Genomic DNA, 21,538 nt, shown 5'->3' with positions numbered 1-21,538 from the left:
GGCATGTACGAACTTTCGAGGGTCCGCCTGCACTCCATCGGCCCGGCCGGTGCCCGGTACCAGGACGTGCTGCTGGACTTCAGCGACGTCGGCGAGATCGTCAAGGCGCCGACGCAGGACGCGTTGTTCAGCGCCGGCATCCACTCGGCCGAGCAGGGGCTGCCGCGGCGCCCGTCACCGGCGAGCGTGCTGTTCCTGGAGAACGGCGGCGGCAAGTCCGTGCTGATCAAGCTGATCTTCTCGGTGATGCTGCCCGGCCGCCGCCAGGTCGTCGGCACGACGAACACGCGCGTGCTCGAAAAGTTCGTCAGCGCCAAGGACGTTTCGCACGTCGTGCTCGAATGGCAGCACACCGAGACCGGCGCGCGGATCATCACCGGCAAGGTCTCCGAGTGGCGCGGGCATGTCACGTCCTCGGACCCGGCGAACCTCATCGACTCGTGGTTCTGCTTCCACCCCAGCACTTCGCTCGGTCTCGACACGCTGCCGCTGACCGTCGACGGCCGCCTGCTGACCATGTCCGCGTTCCAGGAGAAGCTGGTCGCGGCGCACATGGCCGAGCCGGAGCTCGAACTCGCCTGGACGCGGCGACACCACGAATGGACCGAGCGGCTCGACGCGCTCGGCCTCGACACCGAGCTGTTCCGCTACCAGCGCGCGATGAACGCGGGTGAGGGTGAGGCGGCGGACGCGTTCGCGTTCACCAGCGACGAGGCGTTCGTCGAGTTCCTGCTCAAGGCCGTCATCGCCGAGGACGACCCGCGTGACCTCGCCGAGGTCGTGCAGACCTACGCGCACAACCTCAGCCAGCGCGGGGAACTGTTGGCCGAGCGCGACTTCGTCGCCGGCGCGCTCGATCTGCTGGCCCCGCTGTCCGACGAGGAGGGCATCGCCGCCGCGTCGCGCAAGCTCGCCGAGAAGTCGCGCGCCGAGGCGCAGACGCTCGCGGGCGCGGTCACCGCGCGGCACCGGCTGGAGTCCGAGCGGCTCGACGGCCTCGAAGCGCACGTCGGCGAGACGCGCGACGCCGAGAAGCTCGCCGAAGGGGATCACCGCAGGCTCGCCGCGGTGGTCACGGAACTGCGCCGGGTCGTCGCGGACCTGCGGCTGGCGGCGGCGACCGAGGAACGCAAGCGCGTCGACGCCGAACTCGCCGAAGCCCGCGCGGGCGCCGAGGCCTGGCGTGAGACCGGCACAGTGCTCGCGCACGCCAACGCGGTCCGCAAGGCCGCCGACATCCGCGCGCTGGTGGGGGAGCGCGAGCAGACCGCGAAACCCGCGCTGGAAGCCAAAAACGCGGCCGCCGTCGCGCTGGCGAGAGGGTTGCTCGCGCTGGCCGCCGAAGCCGGTGACCAGGCGCAGACCGCGCAAGACCGCGCCGAGCGTTCCCTCGCTTCGGCGGCGGAAGCGCAGGAGCAGCGCGACGAGGCGACGAGCACGGCCGCGAAGCACCGCGCGGAGCACGCGCAGCTGACCACGCGGATCGACGAGGTGCGCGCGGAGGTCCGCCAGGCCGTCAAGGACGGGCTGCTGACCGACGCCGCCGAGCTGGCGACGGCCGCGCAGCAGGCCAAGACGCGGTCGGAGAACGCGATCGGTGAGCTGTCGGCACGTGAGGCCGATCTGGCGCACGCCGAAGAGGAGTACAGCGAGGCACAGACCGAGCTGCATCGCGTGCAGCAGAAGGCTTCTTCGGCGCACTCGCGGGCCGAACGGACCGCACAAGAGCTGTCGGCCGCACATCGGCGCACCGACAGCCTCGCCGCGCACCCGCGCCTGCTCGAACTGCTCGGCGGCGACAACGTCCAGCTGGAGACGGACACGCCCGCGCTGCTGAAGCGGCTCAAGGAAGCTCGTGCCGAGGCCGAGCGTGAGCAGACGGCGTTGCGCATCGAAGAGTCGATCGACGAGCGTGCGCTGGGTGCGCTGGGCGACGGCGGTTTGCTGCCCGCGCCGCCGGAAGTCCAGTCCGCGCTGGAAGTGCTGGAGAAGGCCGGAATCACGGCCTGGTCCGGCTGGCGCTATCTGTCCACAATGGATGCTTCGGCTCGCGCGCGGGTGCTCGCCGACCTGCCGCATCTGGTCGGCGGCGTGCTGGTCAACGACGCCAAGCAGTTGCCGCGCGCCAAGGCCGCGCTGGCCGAGGCGAAGCTGCTGCCCCGCGTCGTGCTGCCGGTGTCGACGACCGCGGCGATGAAGGAGGACGCCGCCACCCCCGGGGTCGAATTCCTGGTCACGCCGAACCCCGCGATGTACGACGAGGACGCCGCCGACGCCGAGCGCGAGGCGATCGCGGCCCGGAATTCGCGGCGGCAGAAGGCTTTGGAGGCGCTCGGCGCCGCGGTCGGCGACGACGCCGCGCTCGAATGGAAGCTCACCACCTGGCGTGAGGACTACCCGCCCGGCGCGATCGGCACGCTCGCCGAAGAGGCCGAAGCGGCGGCGACCGAGCTCGCCGAAGCCGAGACCGAGGTGACGGTCGCGGAGCGGTCGTTGCAGGACCTGTCCGCCCGCCGCGCCCGCCTGCGCGAGGCGGTCCCGTTGCTGCGCGGGGAATTGCGCTCCGGCGACGATCGTGCCCGTGTCCTGGCGGAGCTGGCGGCGCGGGCTTCGAAGATTCCACAGTGGACGGACGAGGCGGAGCGGTTCGCGGAGATCGCGTCACGTGCCTCCGCCGAGGCCGAGATGGCGGGCGCGCGCGCCGCGAAGCAGCGTGACGAGGCCGCCGAAGAGCAGCGCACGGCCGACGGTCACCGTCGCACGGCCAGCGGCGCCCGCGCCGAACTCGCCGAAGTTCCCGGCGGCGGCTCGGTTTCCGAGGACGACCCGGTGCCCGACGAGCCGATCGACGTGCTCCGCAGGACTTTCGTGTCGGCGAGCGACGCGTACGCCAAGGTCGAGGTCGGCAGCGACCTGCGCGCCGAGCTGGACCAGGCGGAAAGCTCGGAATCCACCGCGCGTGCCGCCTTGGAAGCGCTCGACCCGGCCATCCGCGACCGGTCCCGCCAGCTGCTGGAGACCGCCGACGGCTCCGACGCCGCGACCCGCGCCGCCGCGTACGCCAGGGCCGGACGCGCGGTGACGGCGTTGGAGAACGAGCAGAGCGAGATCATCGGCCAGGTCGCGACCAGGCGCGCCGAACTCGACCAGCTCCCGAAGCAGCCGGCGTCGCTGGAGCACTACGGCCGCCCCCGCGACGTCGAGCACGGCCTCGAACTCATCGACGCGGCGGCAGAAGAAGCGGCCGGAGCCGCCCGTGTCTGGGAAGAAGCGCAGGCCAGGCGTTCCGAAGCCGAGCACGTGCTCGATTCGGCGACCTCGTCCGCAGCGGGCTTCAAGATGCTCGCGGAGTCGCTGTCGCACCTGCTCACCGACGACGAGCCCGAGTCGGTCTTCGACGGCGACGTCGAAACCGCGCAGGCCAAGTACTCCCGCTTGAACACCTCGCTCGCCGACGCCATGCGCGTGGTCGAAGACGCCGAGCGGCGGGTCCGCGCCGCGGCCGACAACCTCGCGCAGTACGCGACCGACAAGCGTTTCGAGAAGCTGTCGAGCCCGGTCCGGCAGCAGATCATCTCGGTCAAGCGCGACGCGCTGCCCGGCAACGCGGCCGAGTGGGCCGTCGCGCTGCGCCCGCGTCTGCGGACATTGACCGACGACCTCGCCCAGATCGATCGTCACCGTTCCGGCATCGTCGCCCGCTTGCAGGGCATGGTCGACGGCGCGCTGCGCATGCTTCGCTCGGCGCAGCGCCTCTCCCGGCTGCCCGAAGGCCTCGGCGACTGGTCCGGCCAGGAGTTCCTGCGCATCCGCTTCGCCGAACCCGAGGAGGACGTGCTCGCCGAAGCGCTCGGCGGCGTCGTCGACGAGGCCGCGGCCGGCAAGACGAGCGACGGCCGCGACGTCAAACGCGACGGCATCTCCCTGGTGCTGCGCGGCGTCCAGGCCGCGGTCCCCAAGGGCTTCCGCGTCGACATGCTCAAGCCGGACTCGGTGCTCCGCACCGAACGCCAGCGCGTCTCGGAGATCCGCGACGTGTTTTCCGGCGGCCAGCAGCTGACGGCGGCGATCATCCTGTATTGCACCCTGGCGGCTTTGCGCGCCAACAACCGCGGCCGCATGCGCAACCGGCACTCGGGCGTGTTGTTCCTCGACAACCCGATCGGCCGCGCCTCGGCCGGCTACCTGCTGGAGCTGCAGCGCGTCGTCGCGAGCGCGCTGGGCGTCCAGCTGATCTACACGACGGGGCTGTTCGACGCGGGCGCCCTGTCGGAGTTCCCGCTCATCGTCCGCCTCCGCAACGACGCCGACCTGCGCGCGGGCCGCAAGTACCTGTCCGTGGACGCGACCATCCGCACCGCGCTCGACGACCTCGAAGACCCCGACGGAACCTCCCGCATCTCCGCCACCCGCCTCTTCAGCAAGGACTCGTGACCCTGCGCTCGTGAGTGTTTTGACCGGTTAGAACCGGCCGTACCCCTCACGAGGCCTGAGCTGGGCGGAGCCCTTTCGGGCCTGGTTTTGCAGCCGGGCGGCGAAATCCGTCGCCGTGGAAACCTTTGTCCCGGTTTCGGCGTCATGGTTGCGAGCGCCCGGGGTTTCATGGGTGCGAGTTGTCGGTGATGGGGGAGTTTTCGGGATGAAGGTGTGGGTGGCCGTGCTGGGCGCGGCCGGCCTGGCAGGCGCGGCGCGCTGGGTCGCCGGGCGGCTTTCGGCGGTGACGGTGTCGGGCGACAGCATGGAGCCCGCGTTGTCCGACGGTGACCGGGTGCTGGTGTGGCGGTCGAGGTTCTCCAGGCTGTCGGTCGGGGACATCGTTGTCGCATGTGTGCCCACAGTCGCGCGCGTGCCGGCGCTGGCCGACCGGTCGTGGCTGATCAAACGGGTCGCGGCGCTGCCGGGCGATCCCGTGCCCGCCGCCGTGGCGAAGGCCGTCGAGGGCGACGAGACCGTGCCACCGGACCGGTTGGTGCTGCTCAGCGACAACGCCGAGGGCAGCGTCGACTCGCGGCGCTTCGGGTACGCCTACGGGGACCTCGTGCTGGGGCTCGTGGTGCGGCGGCTCAGTCCCGGCCGCTGACCGCCAGCGAGGTGCCGAGGCCGATCATGACCACGCCGCCGGTGCCGCCGAGCAGTTCCAGCCTGCGGGGCGAGCGGGCGAACCAGGCCCGCGCGGTGCCCGCGACCAGCGCCCACGCGGAGTCCGACAGCAGCGCGATCACCGGCAGCGCGACGCCGAGCACGAGGATCTGCAGCGGCACCGAACCGGCCGGGTAGTCGACGAACTGGGGCAGGATCGCCGCCAGGAAGACGATCGACTTCGGGTTGGCGAAGCCGACGACGAACCCGTCCCGCATCAGCGACAGCGGTCGCCCGGACGGCGCGCGCACCTCGGCCGCGAAGACCTCGGTGAGCTTGCGGCGGTGCCGGATCGCCTGGACGCCGAGGTAGACCAGGTACACCGCGCCCGCCAGCTTGATCGCGGTGAACACCGCGGCCGACGACTGCACGATCGCGCCGAGCCCGAACGCCACCGCCACGACCTGCGCGTACACCCCGGTCGCGTTGCCGACCACGGTCAGCAGCGCCTCGCGCCTGCCGACCGTCAGCGCCCTGCTGATGGTGAACAGCACGCTCGGGCCGGGCACGACGACCATGAGGAACGTCAACGCCGCGAACGCCAGGAAGTGACCACCGGAGACCATGCCGGCGATGCTAACCGGCCACCGCCCGCGACGTGGGTACCAAAAGCGCTCGGCACGACCAGACCAAACGACCTGCCCCCCCCCTGCGTGTGGTCTCGGGTGGGGGTACTGCATGAACGGGGCTTGCGGCGTTGGACGACGCAAACGGCACTCACCCAGGTATGAGGGGGCCTTACATCCACGGTCGGCGTGGGTGAGGGCCTCCCTCACTCGGGGCGAGCGGGTGAGGGCCTCCCTCACCCGTATATACGGTCGAACTAGGCCCTCACCTCACGGATCCGAGCGAAGTAGGCCCTCACCCACGCCCGACCACACCCCCCCCGACACGCACGAGGCAGCCGGCGAGGAGGTCGTGAGTGTTTTCGCCGGTTATTGAGCGGTAGGTCCAAGGTGGCGTGGTCGAGGAGTCGGCGAGCCTGGGCCGACGGAGTTGCTTTTGGGCCGCCAGGTGTCCCCAAAGCAACTCCGTCGGGCTGCGGCCGCAGCAAGGCTGGGGCGACGCGTTTTTGTCGGTGCCGGGTGGTACTAACAATGCGTGAGAATCGGGATTGAGCAGCGGCGGGCGAGGCTGGCCCGCCGCCATCGGCTCGCGGTCAAGGCCGCGACGGTCGAAGAGGCCACCGCGGGCCTGCTCGCGCTGCACGCCACCGACCCGGCGACGGTGCACCTCTCGGCCGCCGCCCGCGTCGACGGCCCGGACGTCGCCGAGCTGGAGCGCGCGCTCTACGAGGACCGGACGCTGGTGCGGATACTCGGCATGCGCCGCACGATGTTCGTGCTGGACACCGACACGGCGGCGGTGGTCCAGGCCGCCTGCTCGGGGGACGTGGCGCGCACCGAACGGCGCAAGCTCGTGCAGCATCTGGAGACCGTCGGGCACCCGGAAAACGTGCCCGAGGCGGGGGAGTGGCTCGCCGAGGTCGAAGAGGCGACGCTGAAAGCCTTGTCCGCCAGGGGATCCGCGCTGGCGCAGCAGCTCAGCGAAGACGAGCCGCGGCTCAAGCAGCAGCTGCACATGGCCAAGGGCAAGCCGTACGCGGCGATCGGCAACGTCACCAGCCGCGTGCTGGGCCAGCTGGCCGTCGACGGGCGGATCGTCCGCGGGCGGCCGCGCGGGTCGTGGATCTCCCAGCAGTATCACTGGTCCACGCTCGAAGACTGGCTTCCTGGCGGGCTCCGGAAGTGGGATGCCGATGCCGCGCGCGCCGAGCTGGCCCGGCGCTGGCTGTACGCGTTCGGCCCGGCACCGCTCGCCGACCTGCGCTGGTGGACCGGGTGGACGATGGGCCAGACGAAGAAGGCGCTCGCGCTGGTCGAGCCCGTCGAAGTCGACCTGGACGGCACGACCGGCCTGATGCTCGCCGACGACCTGGAGCCGCTGCCGGACCCGGGGCCGTGGATCGCGCTGCTGCCCGCGCTCGATCCGACGCCGATGGGCTGGGTCGAGCGCGAGTGGTACCTCGGTGCGCACAAGGCGGCGCTGTTCGACCGGTTCGGCAACGTCGGGCCGACCGTCTGGTGTGATGGACGTATCGTCGGCGGCTGGGCGCAGCGCCAGGACGGCGAAATCGCCACCCGCCTGCTGGAAGACGCGGGTGCGGCGGCGAAAGCGGCGATCGAGGCGGAAGCGGACAGGCTCGCCGGGTGGCTCGGTGACGTCCGGTTCATCCCCAGATTCCGCACGCCATTGGAGAAGGAGCTGGCCAGGTGAACCACTGGCCGGGAAAGGTCCGTAATCGGGGACGTAACCGCAGTTCGGGACCTTCTTTCTCGATCACGAACAGTCGGGTGTCCAACCGAGCTCGAAACGGCAGCCTCCGCCACACCTGAATCGATTCTTGACCGCAAGCTGGAGTGGTGCAAGTCTCTTCGGGGCGGTCAAGTACGCCCAGGCCAGCACGCTAGTGTTGGGCGCCGAGAAGGCAAATCTTCGAGCTTCAAGAGGAGTGGCAGCAGTGACTGTGCGCGTAGGTGTGAACGGCTTCGGTCGGATCGGCCGCAACTTCTTCCGGGCCGTCAAGGCCGCAGGCCACGACATCGAGGTGGTCGCGTTCAACGACCTCGGTGACGTCAACACCATGGCCCACCTGCTGAAGTACGACTCCATCCTGGGCCGTTTCCCCGGTGAGGTCAGCGTTTCCGACGAGGGCATCGTCGTCGACGGCAAGACCATCAAGGCGCTCGCCGAGCGCGACCCGGCCAACCTCCCCTGGGGCGACCTGGGCGTGGACGTGGTCGTCGAGTCGACCGGCTTCTTCACCAAGGCCGACGCCGCCAAGGCGCACCTGGCCGGCGGCGCCAAGAAGGTCATCATCTCCGCGCCCGCCACGGGCGAGGACCTGACCGTCGTCCTGGGTGTCAACGACGACAAGTACGACGGCTCGCAGAACATCATCTCGAACGCCTCGTGCACCACGAACTGCCTCGGCCCGCTGGCCAAGGTCCTGAACGACGCCTTCGGCATCGAGCACGGCCTGATGACCACCATCCACGCGTACACCCAGGACCAGAACCTGCAGGACGCGCCGCACAAGGACCTGCGCCGCGCCCGCAACGCCGCGGTCAACATCGTGCCGTCGTCGACCGGCGCCGCGAAGGCCATCGGCCTGGTGCTCCCGGAGCTGCAGGGCAAGCTGGACGGCTTCGCGTTCCGCGTCCCGGTCCCGACCGGCTCGGCCACCGACCTCACGGTCAAGCTGAAGAAGACCGCCACGGTCGAGGAGATCAACGCCGCCTACCAGGCCGCCGCCGAAGGCGCGCTCAAGGGCATCCTGCGCTACAACACCGACCCGATCGTGTCGAGCGACATCGTCACCGACCCGGCCTCGTGCATCTACGACGCGCCGCTGACCAAGGTGATCGGCGACCAGGTCAAGGTCGTCGGCTGGTACGACAACGAGTGGGGCTACTCCAACCGCCTCGCGGACCTGATCGTCCTCGTCGGCAACAAGCTCTCCTGATCGATGACGGTCAAGAACCTCGATGACCTGCTGAGCGAGGGCGTTCAGGGCCGGTACGTACTTGTGCGTTCCGACCTGAACGTCCCGCTCGACGGGGACACCATCACCGACGACGGCCGCGTCCGCGCGGCGCTGCCGACCATCGCCAAGCTCGCCGAGGCTGGCGCGAAGGTGGTCGTCACCGCGCACCTCGGCCGCACCAAGGGCGAGCCCGACGCCAAGTTCTCGCTGGCGCCGGTCGCCAAGCGGCTCGCCGAGCTGCTCGGCTTCGACGTCCCGCTCGCGGGCGATTTGGTCGGCGAGTCCGCCAAGTCGACCGTCGCCGGACTGGTCGACGGCAAGGTCGCGCTGCTGGAGAACGTCCGCTTCGACGCCCGCGAGACCAGCAAGGACGCCGGCGAGCGTGCCGCGCTGGCCGGCGAGCTCGCCGCGCTCGTGCCCGGTGGCGCCTTCGTGTCCGACGGCTTCGGTGTCGTGCACCGCAAGCAGGCCTCGGTCTACGACGTCGCGCGTGCGCTCCCGGTGTACGCGGGCGGCCTCGTGCTGGCCGAACTGGACGTGCTCAAGAAGCTGACCGACGAGCTGGCCAGGCCGTACGTGGTCGTGCTCGGCGGCGCCAAGGTCTCGGACAAGCTGGGTGTCATCGCGAACCTGCTGACCAAGGTCGACCGGCTGCTCATCGGCGGCGGCATGGCGTACACCTTCCTCAAGGCCCAGGGCCACGAGGTCGGCCAGTCGCTGCTGCAGGCCGACCAGCTCGACCAGGTGCGCGGCTTCCTCGCCGAAGCCGAGAAGCGCAATGTCGAACTCGTGCTGCCCGTCGACGTCCTCGCCGCCACGGGCTTCGCGCCCGACGCGGAGCACGAGGTCGTGGACGCGACCGCCATCCCGGCCGACCGCCAGGGTCTCGACATCGGCCCGAAGAGCCGCGAGCTGTTCGCGGGCAAGCTGGCCGACGCGGCGACCGTGTTCTGGAACGGCCCGATGGGCGTGTTCGAGTTCGAGGCGTTCGCCGGCGGCACCCGTGCCGTCGCCGAGGCGCTCGTCGCCAGCGACGCGTTCACCGTCGTCGGCGGTGGCGACTCGGCTGCCGCGGTCCGCCAGCTCGGCCTGCCCGAGGACGGCTTCTCACACATTTCGACCGGTGGCGGCGCGTCGCTGGAATACCTCGAGGGCAAGGAACTGCCCGGGGTCTCGGTCTTGGGAGAGAACTAAGTGGCACGCAAGGTGTTCATCGCAGGCAACTGGAAGATGAACCAGAACCACCTCGAAGCGATCGCGCTCGTCCAGAAGATCGCTTTCGCGCTGCCGGAGAAGTACTACGCGAAGGTGGACGTGGCGGTCCTGCCGCCGTTCACGGACATCCGCAGCGTGCAGACCCTCACCGACGGCGACAAGCTGCTGCTCACCTACGGCGCGCAGGACATTTCCCCCCACGATTCGGGCGCGTACACCGGTGAGGTCTCGGGTCCGATGCTGGCGAAGCTGGGCTGCAGCTACGTCACCGTCGGCCACTCGGAGCGGCGCGAGTACCACCTCGAGAGCGACGAGCTGGTCAACAAGAAGGTCAAGGCCGCGCTGAAGCACGGCATCAAGCCGATCCTCTGCATCGGGGAGAAGCTCGAGGTCCGCGAGGCGGGCGAGCACATCTCGCACACCACCACTCAGCTGATCGAGGGCCTCAAAGGCCTCAAGGCCGAGCAGGTGCGCGACGTGGTCGTCGCCTACGAGCCGGTCTGGGCCATCGGCACCGGCAAGGTGGCGACCCCGGCCGACGCCGAAGAGGTCTGCAAGGCCATCCGCGCCACGCTCGCCGAGAAGTACGGCGACGAGGTCGCGACCGCGGTCCGCGTCCTTTACGGCGGCTCGGCCAAGTCGAACAACATCGGCGACCTGGTGGCTTGCGAGAATGTGGACGGCGCGCTCGTCGGAGGCGCTAGTCTCGACGGCGAAGAGTTCACCAAACTCTGCGCGCTCGCCGCTGGCGGGCCGCTGCCCTGATCGGGGCCACTACCGGGTAACCTGGGTATTCGGTCCGTCACACAGCGAGGATGAGATGAAGCTGTTCCTGCAAATCCTGTTGATCATTTCCAGCCTTCTGCTGGTGGGAGCCGTTTTGCTGCACCGTGGCCGTGGTGGCGGTCTCTCGTCGCTGTTCGGTGGCGGCATGCAGTCCAGCCTCTCCGGTTCGAGCGTCGCCGAGAAGAACCTCGACCGGATCACCCTGCTGCTCGGCGCGGTCTGGCTGATCAGCATCGTGGGTCTGGGTCTGCTGCTCAAGGTCTGATCTTGTTTCGGCGTGCCTGTGGGGGGCGCGCCGCCGATTCGGTAGGTGTGAGGATTCATGGTTGGCGGTAACGCGATTCGCGGCACCAGGGTTGGTGCCGGTCCGACGGGCGAATCGGAGCGTGGCGAGTCCGCGCCCCGGCGCCGGATCTCCTACTGGTGCGCGAACAGGCACGAGGCGCAGCCCTCGTTCGCCATCGACGCGGAGATTCCCGACGAGTGGGACTGCCCTCGCTGTGGACTCCCCGGAGGCCAGGACGAGAAGAACCCGCCCGCCGCGCCGCGGACGGAGCCTTACAAGACCCACCTCGCGTATGTGAAGGAACGGCGCAGCGACGCCGACGGTGAGGCCATCCTCGCCGAGGCGCTCGAGCGCCTTCGCCAGCGACGCGAGATCTGAGGTAGGCACAGCTCTCCAGGCCCCGAGTACCCAGGTACTCGGGGCTTTTGGCCTACCCGGAGTTCCTCGAAAGCCGCTCCGCGCGCGGCGCTGGAGTGTCAGGATGACGGCGTGGAGTCCTACGTCGAGCGCCTGCCGCGGCCTGAGCTGGCGAGCGTGGTGCGGACGGTCTGGATCCAGCGCACGGGCGGCTCCGTGTACGTCCAACGCCACCTGCCGACCGGTGGCGTCGAGATCCACTTCCCGATCGGCGGCCATCCGCAGCTGATCGGCCCGCTGACCCGGCCGGAGGTCGAGGTCATTCCGGCGCGCACCACGATCGTGGGAGTCCGGTTCCATCCCGGGAGCGCGCCGCGGCTGCCGTCGACCCTCGACGATCTGGTCGATCAGCGGCTGCGCCTGGCCGAATTGTGGGGCCGCCCGGTGGACCGGCTTGTCGAGACGATGGCGCTGGCAGGCACGGCCGAGCAGGCGCTCCTGATTTTGCAGGGCTATCTTCTGCGCGAGTTCCGCAGTGTGGTCCGCGTCGATCCGCTGGTCGGCGAAGCGGTGAAGACGCTGATGCCCTGGCATCAGGTGAACATCGACGCGCTGGCCGAGCATCTGGCGCTTTCGCCGAGCCAGTTGCGGCGTCGCTGCCTGCAGACCGTCGGAGTGAGCCCCAAGGTGCTCCAGCGGACGTTGCGGTTCCAGGGTTTCCTCGCGCTCGCGCAGGCGGGCGCGACGGCTTCGGGCGTGCGCGGCGCGGACGGGATGGCCGGGCTCGCGGTCGACGTGGGTTACGCCGACCAGGCGCACCTGAGCCGGGAATGCCTCCGACTGAGCGGGGTCACCCCACGCCAGCTGCTCGGCGGCGACTTGGACCGATGCTCGTGCGGGCACGAGCACGCGGCCTCGTACCGGCCGTTCCTCGCGAGACGGAGCGCGACGGCGTTGCTCCTGCGCTGAGGCGTGCGCGTTTCGTTCAAGAACGGCCGCCGCGATCTCCCTAGGTTGAAGCGGTGATCCACTGCCGCTCGGTCTCGGACGTCGCCGCCGCCATGAGGCGCGGCGTCGTGCCCCGTGGCGGCGGGCATTGCTTCGCGGGCCGGTCTTCGCGCGGCATCGTGCTCGACATGTCCGGCCTCGACCGGATCAGCGTGGCCGCCGACTGCGTCGCGACGATCGGCGCCGGCGCCCGGCTCGGGCAGGTGTACGCCGAGCTGCACGCGCACGGCCGGACCATTCCGGCGGGCTGCGGGGACACCGTCGGCATCGCCGGGCTCACGCTGGGCGGCGGGATCGGGCTGCTCGGCCGTGTGCACGGGCTGACCTGTGACCGGCTGATCGGCGCACAGGTCGTGCTCGCGGACCGAACGGTCGTCGAGTGCGACCGTGACCGCGAGCCGGACCTGTTCTGGGCGCTGCGCGGCGCGGGCGGCTGTCAGTTCGGCGTGGTCACGGAGCTGCGGTTCGACACCGTGCCGGAGCCGATGACCACCCGCGTCGAAGCGTGCTGGCGTGGGATCCCGTTCGGCGAGCTGGTCTCGGCTTGGCAGGCCTGGGCACCGGACGCGCCGGACGAACTCACCGTCAACCTCACCGTCGAGGCCGGGCAAGCCGTGCTTTCCGGCGCTTCGACGCTCGACGAGCCGACGACCCGCGAGTTGCTGCGCGAGTTCCCCGGCGTCCGGTTGCGTGCCGATTTGCCCTACAGCCGCTTGAAAAGCACCTTCGCCGATCCGCGTGACCTGCCGGTGCGGATCCGGTCGGAGTTCTTCTCCGACGCGCTGTCCGAATCCACTGTGGACTCGCTGCTGGCTCACCTGCGGGGCGGGCGGCTCGCGTTCACCGCGATGGGCGGCGCGTACAACCGCGTCGCCGAGGACGCGACCGCGTTCGCCCACCGGGGCGAGCGTTTCCTGCTTGAACACGTCGCCGCTCCGGCCGACCCGTGGGTCGACCGGTCGTGGGCGATCGCGCATCCCGAGGGGTCGGGGCGGGTCTACCCGAACTTCCCCGACCTCGCTCTGGACGACCCGGCCGAGGCGTACCACGCGGGCAATCACGCGCGGCTCGCCGCGGTCAAGCGGGCCTACGACCCGCACCGGTTTTTCGATTTCCCCCAAGCGATCCAAGGAACGAAATGAGCAAAGTCTTCAGCGCGCACGCCGTCTCCGTCGACGGCTATCTCAGCGGCCGCACCCCGGACGGTGAAAAGGAATTCGGCCGAGGGCTCGGCGACGCGCCGATGCTGTTCGACTGGTACTTCGACGGTGACACGCCGAGCCAGGAGTTCGACGGCTTCAAGCTGAGCAAGGAGAGCGTCGAGTTCTTCGACACCGCCGCGTCGCGGGTGGGCGCGATCGTCGTCGGTCGCACGACCTACGAGCACTCCAGCCATTTCGGCGGCGGCAGCCCACACCCGACCGCGCCGATGGTCCTCGTCAGTCACGAGCCCGTGCCCGAGGTGAGCGAGGCGCAGACGCTGGTCACGACCGGCATCGAGGACGCCATCGCGGCGGCGAAGGAGATCGCGGGCGGCAAGGACGTCGGCCTGATGGGCGGCGGGGTCGTCACCTCGGCGCTCGCGGCGGGCCTCGTCGACGAGGTGATCCTGCATCAGGTGCCGATCCTGCTCGGCGGTGGCCGCAGCTACTTCCAGGAGGTCGCCGAGCAGGTGCGGCTGCGGCTGATCGAGGCCGTCCCGGCGCCCGGCGTGACCCACCTCCGCTACGAGGTGCTCCGATGATCCTGGTGACCGGCGGGCTCGGCATGATCGGCGCCCACACCGCACGCGCGCTCGCCGATCTGGGACACGAGGTCGTCGTCACCGCGCACAGCCGGACCGCGGTCCCGTCGTTCCTCGAGGGCCGGGTCACCGTGGAGTCCCTCGACGTGACCGACCGCGCCGCCTTCCTGGCGCTCGGCGAGCGGCACGAGATCAGCGACATCGTCCACCTCGCGGGCAGCATCCCCGGCGACGATCCGGTCGGCTACTTCCGCACCGACCTGACCGGCCTGCTCAACGCGCTCGACGCCGCGCGCACGTGGGGCGTTCGCCGGTTCGCCGTCGCCAGCAGCCTCGGCGTCTACATCGGCCGGAGTGAGATCCCGTGGCATGAGGACCTCGCGTTGCCGACGGCGGACCTGCCGCACCTGATCATCGCGTTCAAGAAGGCCGTTGAGCCGCTGACCACGCACGGCCTGCAGGGGAGTGGTGTCCAGCCGGTGCTGCTGCGGATCGGCACCATCTGGGGCCCGCTCGTCGATCCGGAGTCGCCGTTCTGCCACCTTCCGCCGCTGATCAACGCGGCGCTGCGCGGCGACGATCCTCAGCCGTTGCACGCCGACGACGGCGGTGACGCCTGTTACGCGCCCGACGCCGGGCGCGCGATCGCGCTGCTGATGTCGGCCGGGACGCTGTCCCACGTCGCGTACAACGTCTCCAGCGGCCGTCCGTTCACCAACCGCGAGTTCGCGGACGCGCTGGAGTCGCTCAAGCCGGGCCCGCGGGTCGGGCTGCTGCCCGGCAGGCGGCACGGTCCTGCAGAAGATCCGTACCTCGACATCTCGCGGCTCACTCGCGACACCGGCTTCACACCGGAGTTCGATGTCGCCAAAGCGGTCGCCGACTACGCGGCTTGGCGCGCCGAAAACGCCCGCTGAAATGGTAAGAGCCCGGCTCGATGAGCCGGGCTCCTACCGTTTTCAGGATCAGCGGGCGAGTGGGTATCGGGCCCTGACTCGGAAGCCGCCGTCCTCGGTGTCGCAGGTTTCGAAGCTGCCGCCGAGCAGCCTGGCGCGCTCGGCCAAGCCGGTCAGGCCGTGACCGCCCGAGGGGAAGTCGCCGCCGATCTCGGCCGAGCGGGCATTGCGGACCTCGACCTTGAGCGCGTCGTGGCCGCCTTGGATGCGGATGGTGGCGGTCGCGCCGGGCGCGTGCTTGTGGACGTTGGTGAGACATTCCTGCACGGTCCGGTAGGCGGCCGCCGAGATCTGCCTCGGCAGGGTCTCCGGGACCTGCTCGACCGTGAGGTGCACGGACACGTCCGAAGCGCGGATCAGGCGGTCGAGCTCCTCGATGCCGTAGCGCGGGCCGTCGTCGTCCGAACCCGAACGGAGAACGCCGACGAGTGAGCGGAGCTCCTCGAGTGTGCTCTTGCTCAGATCTCGGATGACTTGCGCCGTCGCCAGCGAGCCGGGCTCGCTGGACTGCGCCTGCAGCGCGCCCGCCTGCATCGCGATCAGGGTGATCTGGTGGGACACGACGTCGTGCATCTCGCGGGCGAGGCGGGCCCGTTCCTCGGCGCGGACGGCGTCGGCGTGCAGCCGGTGTTCACGGTCGCGGCTGGCCGCGAGTTCGGCGAGTTTCTTCGACAGCTCGGTCCGGGCGCCGATGAGGAGCCCGATCGCGACCGGCATGCCCGCGACGAGCACGCCGTAGATGCCGTCGAGCACGTGCTCACGCCAGCTGAGCTTGGCGAAGTCTTCGAGCGGCCACTGCACGAACCGGCACATCCAGACGAGGCCGGCGCCGACCCAGGTCTGCCAGTGCGTCTGCTTGCGCGTGGCCAGCATGCCCAGCGCGATCATCGCGGCGAGCTGCGACCAGCCCGCCAGGAAACCGGGGACGGTCAGGAGGAGGGTGGCGAACGGGAACCAGCGGCGTAGCGCCAGCGCCAGGCAGGCGGCGCCGGAGAGGTAGATCGAGTACGGCTGCGCCTTGACGGGGATGACCAGCCACACATCGAGCACGGCGAACATGATCGACACCACGTCGACGGTCAGCGCGAGCACGGCGGGCCTGCGCAGCAGCGCCGGCCTGTCGGTCGCGAGCTTGCTCTTCACTCGGTCGGTGACCCCCGCGCCGGGGCCACCGACCGAGATGCCGGGGATGGAGAGTCCCTCAGTGCTCATCGCTTGGACCTCACTCGTCTTGTGGACTTGGTGATGAGAGGTGCTTGGAGGCCGTATGGGACGCGCATCCGCGAACAAATGTGCGGATGCTAACGAGAAAGTGTGAGGGGGCGGTTAGTTTCACCCAGAGTTGGCAAATCGAGGCCTGACCTGCATCCGGTAGTCCATGTGGGTTACACGATTCGATGCATTGTTCGCGCCCGAATGACCGACCGTCCGGTCACTTAAGTGACGCAGGTCATACCCTACTCGCGCGTCAAAAGGGGTCGTGAGCGTTCCGGGCGGTTCTAACCGCCCGCAACGCTCACGACCCCGGGGTCGCCAAGCTCTGGTCAGGACAGGGGCGGGCGGTAGACCTTGGTGAGCTTGCCCGCCGCCGCGCGGTCCAGCAGCCACAGGGTGCGGCGCTGGCCACGGGCTCCCGAGACCGGGATCTGGATCTCGCCGGCGCCCGCCAGCGCGAGCGCGACCGCGTCGGCCTTCTCGGCGCCGGCGGTCATCAGCCAGATCTCCTGGGAGCGGCGGAGCGCGGGCAGGGTGAGCGAGACCCGGGTGGGCGGCGGCTTTGGGCAGTTGCGGACCGCCACCGCCGTCCGCTCGGTCTCGTACACCGCGGGGGACTCGGGGAACACCGAGGCCGTGTGGCCCTCGCCGCCGAGCCCGAGCAGGGTGATGTCGAACGTCGGCACGTCGAAGTGGTCCTCCGGCCGCGCGTTGCGGGCCAGCACCTCGGCGTAGGCCGCGGCCGCCGCGTCGGGGTCGTCGCCGAACTTGCCGTCGGACGCCTCGACCGCGTGCACCCTGGCCGGGTCGAGCGGCACGTGGTCGAGCAGTGCCTCGCGGGCCTGCTTCTCGTTGCGCTCGTCGCTGCCCGAGGCGACGAACCGCTCGTCGCCCCAGTAGATGTCGAGCTTCGACCAGTCCACGGCGTCGCGGGCACGGGAATCACGCAGCTCCCGCAGCACCGCGATACCCGTGCCGCCGCCGGTGAGCACCAGCGACGCCGAGCCCTTGGCGGCCTGGACGTCGACGAGCCTGGTCACCAGCCGGGCGGCGACCGCCGCGGCGAGCAGCTCGCCGTTGCTGTAGACGACGACCTCGGTCTTGCTCATTTGGCCGCCACCTTCTTCTTCGGCGCGGCCTTCGCGGGCTTGGCGACCGGGCCGCCGATCTTGTTCAGCCCGTGCAGCGACGCCTCGTACACCTCGTCCGGGTCGAGCCGCCGCAGCTCCTCGATGAGACAGTCCTGGTTGTTGCGCCGCGCCAGCGAGATCCGGCGCGTCGGCTGGCCCGGCTGGGTCAGCGTGCCGACCCGGCCGTCGGGGCGGTGCAGCTCGACCGGGCCGGACTCGCGGTCCAGCGTCACCGAGATGATGCCCTGCGCGCTGGAGCTCTTCACGCGCTTGACCGGCGCGTTCAGGTACTCCGCGAGCCAGCCTGCGAGCAGTTCGGTCGACGGCGAGTCGGCCTCGCCGGTCACCGTCGCGCCCACGACCTTCTCGTACGGCGGCAGGTCCAGCGCCGAGACGAGCTGGGCGCGCCAGTTGGTCAGCCGGGTCCACGCGAGGTCGGTGTCGCCCTCGACGTAGGACTTCGCCCGCGTGGTCAGCGCCTTGACTGGGTTCTTCTCGGCGGCCGAGTCGGTGATCCGGCGCTGCGCCAGCTGACCGAGCGGGTCCTCGGCCGGAGCCTTCGGACCCTCACCCGGCCACCACGTGACGATCGGCGCGTCGGGCAGCAGCAGCGGCACGACCGCGCTCTGGCCCTGGTTCGCCAGCGGCCCGTAGAGCCGCAGGACGATGACCTCGCTCGCGCCGGCGTCGCCGCCGACCCGGATCTGGCCGTCGATGCGCGGCGCGGCCGTCTTCGAGCCCTTGGCCACCACGATCACCCGCGACGGGTGCTCGCGGCTGGCCTCGTTGGCCGCCTCGATCGCCTCTTCGAGCTTGTCGTCGTCGTCCGCGGCGATGACCAGGGTCAGCACCCGGCCGAGCGCGACGGCGCCGCCACGCTCACGCAGTTCGACGAGCTTGGAGTTGACCTGCGAGGTCGTGGTGGATGGCAGGTCGATGATCACGGACGCCTCCAGGTGTGGCCGCTGCGTTCGAGCATCTCGTCGGCCGACGGCGGCCCCCACGAGCCTGGGGGATAGGGCTCGGGTGCGCCTTCGGTCGCCCAGTGCTCCAGGATCGGGTCGAGGATGTCCCAGGACAGCTCGACCTCTTCGTTGACCGGGAACAGCGACGGCACGCCGAGCAGCACGTCCAGGATCAGCCGCTCGTACGCCTCCGGCGAGGACTCGGTGAACGCGTGGCCGTACCCGAAGTCCATCGTGACGTCACGGACCTCCATGGTCGTGCCGGGCACCTTCGAGCCGAACCGCAGCGTGATGCCCTCGTCCGGCTGCACGCGGATGACCAGCGCGTTCTGCCCGAGCTCCTCGGTCGAGGTCGAGTCGAACGGCAGGTGCGGCGCGCGCTTGAACACGACCGCGATCTCGGTGACACGGCGGCCGAGCCGCTTGCCGGTGCGCAGGTAGAACGGCACACCCGCCCAGCGGCGGTTCTGCACTTCCAGCGCCACGGCCGCGAACGTCTCGGTCTTCGAGTCCTTCGCGAAGCCCTCTTCCTGCAGCAGGCCGGGCACCTTCTTGCCGCCCTGCCAGCCGCCGGTGTACTGCCCGCGCGCGGTGTAGTCGCTCAGCGGCTCCATCGGCTTGGTCGCCGCGAGGACTTTGACCTTCTCCGAGCGCAAGGACTTGGGCTCGAACGAAAGCGGCTCCTCCATCGCGGTGAACGCGAGCAGCTGCAACAGGTGGTTCTGGATGACGTCGCGCGCCGCGCCGATGCCGTCGTAGTACCCCGCACGGCCGCCGAGACCGATGTCCTCGGCCATGGTGATCTGCACGTGGTCGACGTAGTTGGCGTTCCAGATCGGCTCGAACAGCTGGTTCGCGAACCGCAGCGCCAGGATGTTCTGCACGGTCTCCTTGCCGAGGTAGTGGTCGATGCGGAACACCGACTCCTCGGGGAACACCTCGTTGACGATCGCGTTGAGCTCTTTCGCGCTGTCCAGGTCGTGCCCGAACGGCTTCTCGATGACCACGCGGCGCCAGGTCTGCTCGTCCGCGTGCGCGAGGCCGGAGCGGGCGAGCTGCTTGACGACCACCGGGAACGCGCCCGGCGGGATCGACAGGTAGAACGCCGTGTTGCCGCCGGTGCCGCGCTCGGTGTTGAGGTCCTTGACCGTCTGCGCGAGCCGGTCGAAGGCGTCATCGTCGTCGAAGGTGCCCTGCACGAACCGGATGCCCTCGGCGAGCCGGTTCCACACCGACTCCTTGAACGGCGTCCGCGCGTGCTCCTTCACCGAGTCGTGCACGAGCTCGCCGAAGTCCTGGTGCTCCCAGTCCCGGCGGGCGAAGCCGACCAGCGAGAAGCCGGCGGGCAGCAGGCCACGGTGCGCGAGGTCGTAGATCGCGGGCATCAGCTTCTTGCGCGCGAGGTCGCCCGTCACACCGAAGATCACCAGGCTCGACGGCCCGGCGATCCGCGGCAGCCGCTTGTCGCGGGGATCCCGTAGCGGGTTGTCCCACTCGGTCACGCTGGGATTCAAGAGCCGACCTCCTGTAGGGCACGGACCAGTTCCGCGAGCCCCGCGGCCCGGTCGGTCAGGTGCAGCCGCAGCACGGGACGGCCGTGCTCGGCGAGCACCTGCCCGTCACCGAGCGCCTGCGCGTGCTGCAGCACGCCGAGGGTGTACGGCCGGTCCGGCACCTCGAGGTCGTTCTCGACCGCGCCGGTCAGCTGCAGGAAGACACCGTTCTGGTGCCCGCCCTTGTGGTACTGCCCGGTGGAGTGCAGGAACCGCGGTCCCCAGCCGAAAGTCGTCTGCAGGCCCGAACGCTTCGCGACCTCGGCACGCAGGATCGACGCCGACGCGTCGTCGAGACGGTCGAGGTAGGCCTGCACCGAGACGTAGCCGTTCTCCGGCGCCGACCCGATGAACGCGCGCAGCACGTCGGCGAGCTTTCCTTCGGTGGCAACCCCCTCCCGTCGCCCACCACCACCCTCAACGGAGGCGCTTTGCGCCGCTGTGTTGAATCCTGAGCCGAAGATCTGCACGGTACCGTCCACATTGGACGCTTCCTCGCCGCCCGTGAGCGCCTCGGGGTTGTCCAGCAGCGCACGCGCGGCCTTCTTCGCGGCCTCGACGTCCGGCTGGTCGAACGGGTTGATCCCGAGCAGGCGCCCGGCGATCGCCGTCGCGTACTCCCACAGCAGGAACTGCCCGCCGAGCGGACCGGTGACCGAGATCTTGGCCGCACCGGCCGCCGTGCCGACGGCGACCGGGGTCGCGTCGGACTTGGCGTCGGCGAACCCGGGAGCGCCGGTGTCCTCCACGACGACCGGCAGCAGGCCGGTGCCGAGCTTGCCGGTCGACTCCGCGATCAGCTGCTCGGCCCAGTCACCGAAACCCTTGATGCCGGAACCGGTGTCCGCGAAGACGACCTTCTCGGCCCCTTCCGCGTGCGCCGCGCCAAGCGCCGCGGCCAGCTGAACGGCCGGGTTGTCAGCCGAGTCCGCGCCGAGCACGTCCGCGGCGGCGGCCGCCTGGTCGAGCAGGCGCGCGATGTCCGCGCCCGCCAGACCCGAAGGCACCAGGCCGAAAGCGGTCAGCGCCGAGTAACGGCCACCGACGTTCGGGTCGGCCAGGAAGGTCTTGCGGTAGCCCTCTTCCTCGGCCAGCTTCGAGAACGGCGAGCCGGGGTCGGTGACGACCACGATGCGCCGCGCCGCGTCGATGCCCGACGCGGCGAACGCCTTCGCGAAGATCCGGCGGTGGCTGTCGGTCTCGACCGTGCCGCCGGACTTCGACGACACGACGAGCACCGTCCGCGACAGGTCACCGGCGAGCGCGTCGGCGACCTGGCCCGGGTCGGTGGTGTCGAGCACGGTCAGCGCGACGTCGTCGGTGCCGGTGATCACCTCGGGCGCGAGCGACGAGCCGCCCATGCCCGCGAGCACGACCCGGTCGACGCCCTCGGCGTGCAGTTCCGCGCGCAGCGCCGCGATCTCGCCGATCAGCGGCCGCGACGACTTGTGCAGCGTCGTCCACGACAGCCTGATCGCCGACTCGGACTCGGCGTCCGGTCCCCACAGCGTCGGGTCCTGCGCCGTCAGCTTCGAAGCGACCTGGTCGGCGACCAGCTTCTCCGCCAGTGGCGCGGCCTTTTCGGCCAAAGCGGCGTCGACGATTTCGACGCCGAGTGCTTCTGAGGCCACTGGCGA

General features: G+C 70.3%; 18 protein-coding genes. 12 read left to right on the top strand and 6 right to left on the bottom strand.

The annotated features are described in order from the left end of the window. Positions 1-3: 3 nt before the first annotated feature. Both AB5J62_RS25895 and AB5J62_RS25890 read left to right on the top strand, forming a co-directional pair. A complete protein-coding gene (locus AB5J62_RS25895; protein ID WP_370942528.1) occupies positions 4-4,434 on the top strand; it encodes a hypothetical protein in 4,431 nt (1,476 codons plus the stop codon). A gap of 205 nt (positions 4,435-4,639) precedes the next feature. Then, a complete protein-coding gene (locus AB5J62_RS25890; protein WP_370942527.1) occupies positions 4,640-5,080 on the top strand; it encodes a S26 family signal peptidase in 441 nt (146 codons plus the stop codon). Here AB5J62_RS25890 and AB5J62_RS25885 read toward each other — a convergent pair. Further along, positions 5,064-5,705, bottom strand: a complete 642-nt coding sequence (locus AB5J62_RS25885; protein WP_370942526.1) for a LysE family translocator — start codon at positions 5,703-5,705, stop codon at positions 5,064-5,066. The two genes, AB5J62_RS25890 and AB5J62_RS25885, sit on opposite strands and share 17 nt — an antisense overlap. 535 nt (positions 5,706-6,240) lie before the next feature. Here AB5J62_RS25885 and AB5J62_RS25880 point away from each other — a divergent pair. The 10 genes from AB5J62_RS25880 to AB5J62_RS25835 all read left to right on the top strand — a co-directional run bounded on the left by AB5J62_RS25880 (position 6,241) and on the right by AB5J62_RS25835 (position 14,999). Further along, positions 6,241-7,416: a winged helix DNA-binding domain-containing protein gene (locus tag AB5J62_RS25880; protein ID WP_370942525.1), complete on the top strand. Its 1,176-nt coding sequence runs from the start codon at positions 6,241-6,243 to the stop codon at positions 7,414-7,416. A gap of 244 nt (positions 7,417-7,660) precedes the next feature. Next, positions 7,661-8,665 (top strand): type I glyceraldehyde-3-phosphate dehydrogenase, encoded by a 1,005-nt coding sequence (gene gap / locus AB5J62_RS25875; RefSeq protein WP_091292529.1) that lies wholly within the window; start codon positions 7,661-7,663, stop codon positions 8,663-8,665. Positions 8,666-8,668: 3 nt separating this feature from the next. After that, positions 8,669-9,880 (top strand): phosphoglycerate kinase, encoded by a 1,212-nt coding sequence (pgk, locus tag AB5J62_RS25870; RefSeq protein WP_370942524.1) that lies wholly within the window; start codon positions 8,669-8,671, stop codon positions 9,878-9,880. Then, on the top strand, positions 9,881-10,666 hold the full coding sequence (gene tpiA, locus AB5J62_RS25865) for a triose-phosphate isomerase (RefSeq protein WP_370942523.1): 786 nt from the start codon (positions 9,881-9,883) through the stop codon (positions 10,664-10,666). A 55-nt stretch (positions 10,667-10,721) separates the two neighbouring features. Beyond that, on the top strand, positions 10,722-10,952 hold the full coding sequence (secG, locus tag AB5J62_RS25860; protein ID WP_091292535.1) for a preprotein translocase subunit SecG: 231 nt from the start codon (positions 10,722-10,724) through the stop codon (positions 10,950-10,952). Positions 10,953-11,009: 57 nt separating this feature from the next. After that, positions 11,010-11,351 (top strand): RNA polymerase-binding protein RbpA, encoded by a 342-nt coding sequence (locus tag AB5J62_RS25855; protein ID WP_091292537.1) that lies wholly within the window; start codon positions 11,010-11,012, stop codon positions 11,349-11,351. 111 nt (positions 11,352-11,462) lie between these two features. Beyond that, positions 11,463-12,299, top strand: coding sequence for a DUF6597 domain-containing transcriptional factor (locus tag AB5J62_RS25850; RefSeq protein ID WP_370942522.1), 837 nt, complete (start codon positions 11,463-11,465; stop codon positions 12,297-12,299). Between the two features lie 53 nt (positions 12,300-12,352). Further along, positions 12,353-13,480 carry an FAD-binding oxidoreductase gene (locus tag AB5J62_RS25845; protein WP_370942521.1) on the top strand — a complete coding sequence of 376 codons (1,128 nt, stop codon included), beginning with the start codon at positions 12,353-12,355 and terminating at the stop codon, positions 13,478-13,480. Beyond that, positions 13,477-14,082 carry a dihydrofolate reductase family protein gene (locus tag AB5J62_RS25840; protein WP_370942520.1) on the top strand — a complete coding sequence of 202 codons (606 nt, stop codon included), beginning with the start codon at positions 13,477-13,479 and terminating at the stop codon, positions 14,080-14,082. The genes AB5J62_RS25845 and AB5J62_RS25840 overlap by 4 nt, the downstream gene beginning before the upstream one ends. After that, positions 14,079-14,999 (top strand): NAD-dependent epimerase/dehydratase family protein, encoded by a 921-nt coding sequence (locus AB5J62_RS25835; protein WP_370942519.1) that lies wholly within the window; start codon positions 14,079-14,081, stop codon positions 14,997-14,999. The genes AB5J62_RS25840 and AB5J62_RS25835 overlap by 4 nt, the downstream gene beginning before the upstream one ends. Positions 15,000-15,047: 48 nt before the next feature. Here the strand turns inward: AB5J62_RS25835 and AB5J62_RS25830 are convergent, their stop codons facing one another. The 5 genes from AB5J62_RS25830 to AB5J62_RS25810 all read right to left on the bottom strand — a co-directional run bounded on the left by AB5J62_RS25830 (position 15,048) and on the right by AB5J62_RS25810 (position 21,532). Beyond that, the gene (locus AB5J62_RS25830) at positions 15,048-16,250 is read right to left on the bottom strand and encodes a sensor histidine kinase (protein WP_370942518.1); all 1,203 of its coding nucleotides are present in this window, start codon (positions 16,248-16,250) and stop codon (positions 15,048-15,050) included. 332 nt (positions 16,251-16,582) lie between these two features. Beyond that, positions 16,583-17,362 carry a 6-phosphogluconolactonase gene (pgl, locus tag AB5J62_RS25825; protein WP_370942517.1) on the bottom strand — a complete coding sequence of 260 codons (780 nt, stop codon included), beginning with the start codon at positions 17,360-17,362 and terminating at the stop codon, positions 16,583-16,585. Continuing rightward, positions 17,359-18,327 carry a glucose-6-phosphate dehydrogenase assembly protein OpcA gene (opcA, locus tag AB5J62_RS25820; protein ID WP_370942516.1) on the bottom strand — a complete coding sequence of 323 codons (969 nt, stop codon included), beginning with the start codon at positions 18,325-18,327 and terminating at the stop codon, positions 17,359-17,361. Before opcA ends, pgl begins: the two co-directional genes overlap by 4 nt. Beyond that, positions 18,324-19,850: a glucose-6-phosphate dehydrogenase gene (gene zwf, locus AB5J62_RS25815; protein WP_370942515.1), complete on the bottom strand. Its 1,527-nt coding sequence runs from the start codon at positions 19,848-19,850 to the stop codon at positions 18,324-18,326. The genes opcA and zwf overlap by 4 nt, the downstream gene beginning before the upstream one ends. Positions 19,851-19,858: 8 nt before the next feature. After that, a complete protein-coding gene (locus AB5J62_RS25810; protein ID WP_370942514.1) occupies positions 19,859-21,532 on the bottom strand; it encodes a glucose-6-phosphate isomerase in 1,674 nt (557 codons plus the stop codon). Positions 21,533-21,538 lie beyond the last annotated feature (6 nt).

The sequence above is a fragment of the Amycolatopsis sp. cg5 genome (genome assembly GCF_041346955.1).
Classification (GTDB): domain Bacteria; phylum Actinomycetota; class Actinomycetes; order Mycobacteriales; family Pseudonocardiaceae; genus Amycolatopsis.
This window is presented reverse-complemented; position numbering and strand designations above follow the sequence as displayed.

Coding starts and splice junctions, on each gene's coding strand:
- pgl (WP_370942517.1), bottom strand. CDS start 17,362: ATGAGCAAGACCGAGGTCGTCGTCTACAGCAACGGCGAGCTGCTCGCC.
- secG (WP_091292535.1), top strand. CDS start 10,722: ATGAAGCTGTTCCTGCAAATCCTGTTGATCATTTCCAGCCTTCTGCTG.
- AB5J62_RS25830 (WP_370942518.1), bottom strand. CDS start 16,250: ATGAGCACTGAGGGACTCTCCATCCCCGGCATCTCGGTCGGTGGCCCC.
- AB5J62_RS25835 (WP_370942519.1), top strand. CDS start 14,079: ATGATCCTGGTGACCGGCGGGCTCGGCATGATCGGCGCCCACACCGCA.
- pgk (WP_370942524.1), top strand. CDS start 8,669: ATGACGGTCAAGAACCTCGATGACCTGCTGAGCGAGGGCGTTCAGGGC.
- AB5J62_RS25890 (WP_370942527.1), top strand. CDS start 4,640: ATGAAGGTGTGGGTGGCCGTGCTGGGCGCGGCCGGCCTGGCAGGCGCG.
- AB5J62_RS25895 (WP_370942528.1), top strand. CDS start 4: ATGTACGAACTTTCGAGGGTCCGCCTGCACTCCATCGGCCCGGCCGGT.
- AB5J62_RS25855 (WP_091292537.1), top strand. CDS start 11,010: ATGGTTGGCGGTAACGCGATTCGCGGCACCAGGGTTGGTGCCGGTCCG.
- AB5J62_RS25885 (WP_370942526.1), bottom strand. CDS start 5,705: ATGGTCTCCGGTGGTCACTTCCTGGCGTTCGCGGCGTTGACGTTCCTC.
- AB5J62_RS25840 (WP_370942520.1), top strand. CDS start 13,477: ATGAGCAAAGTCTTCAGCGCGCACGCCGTCTCCGTCGACGGCTATCTC.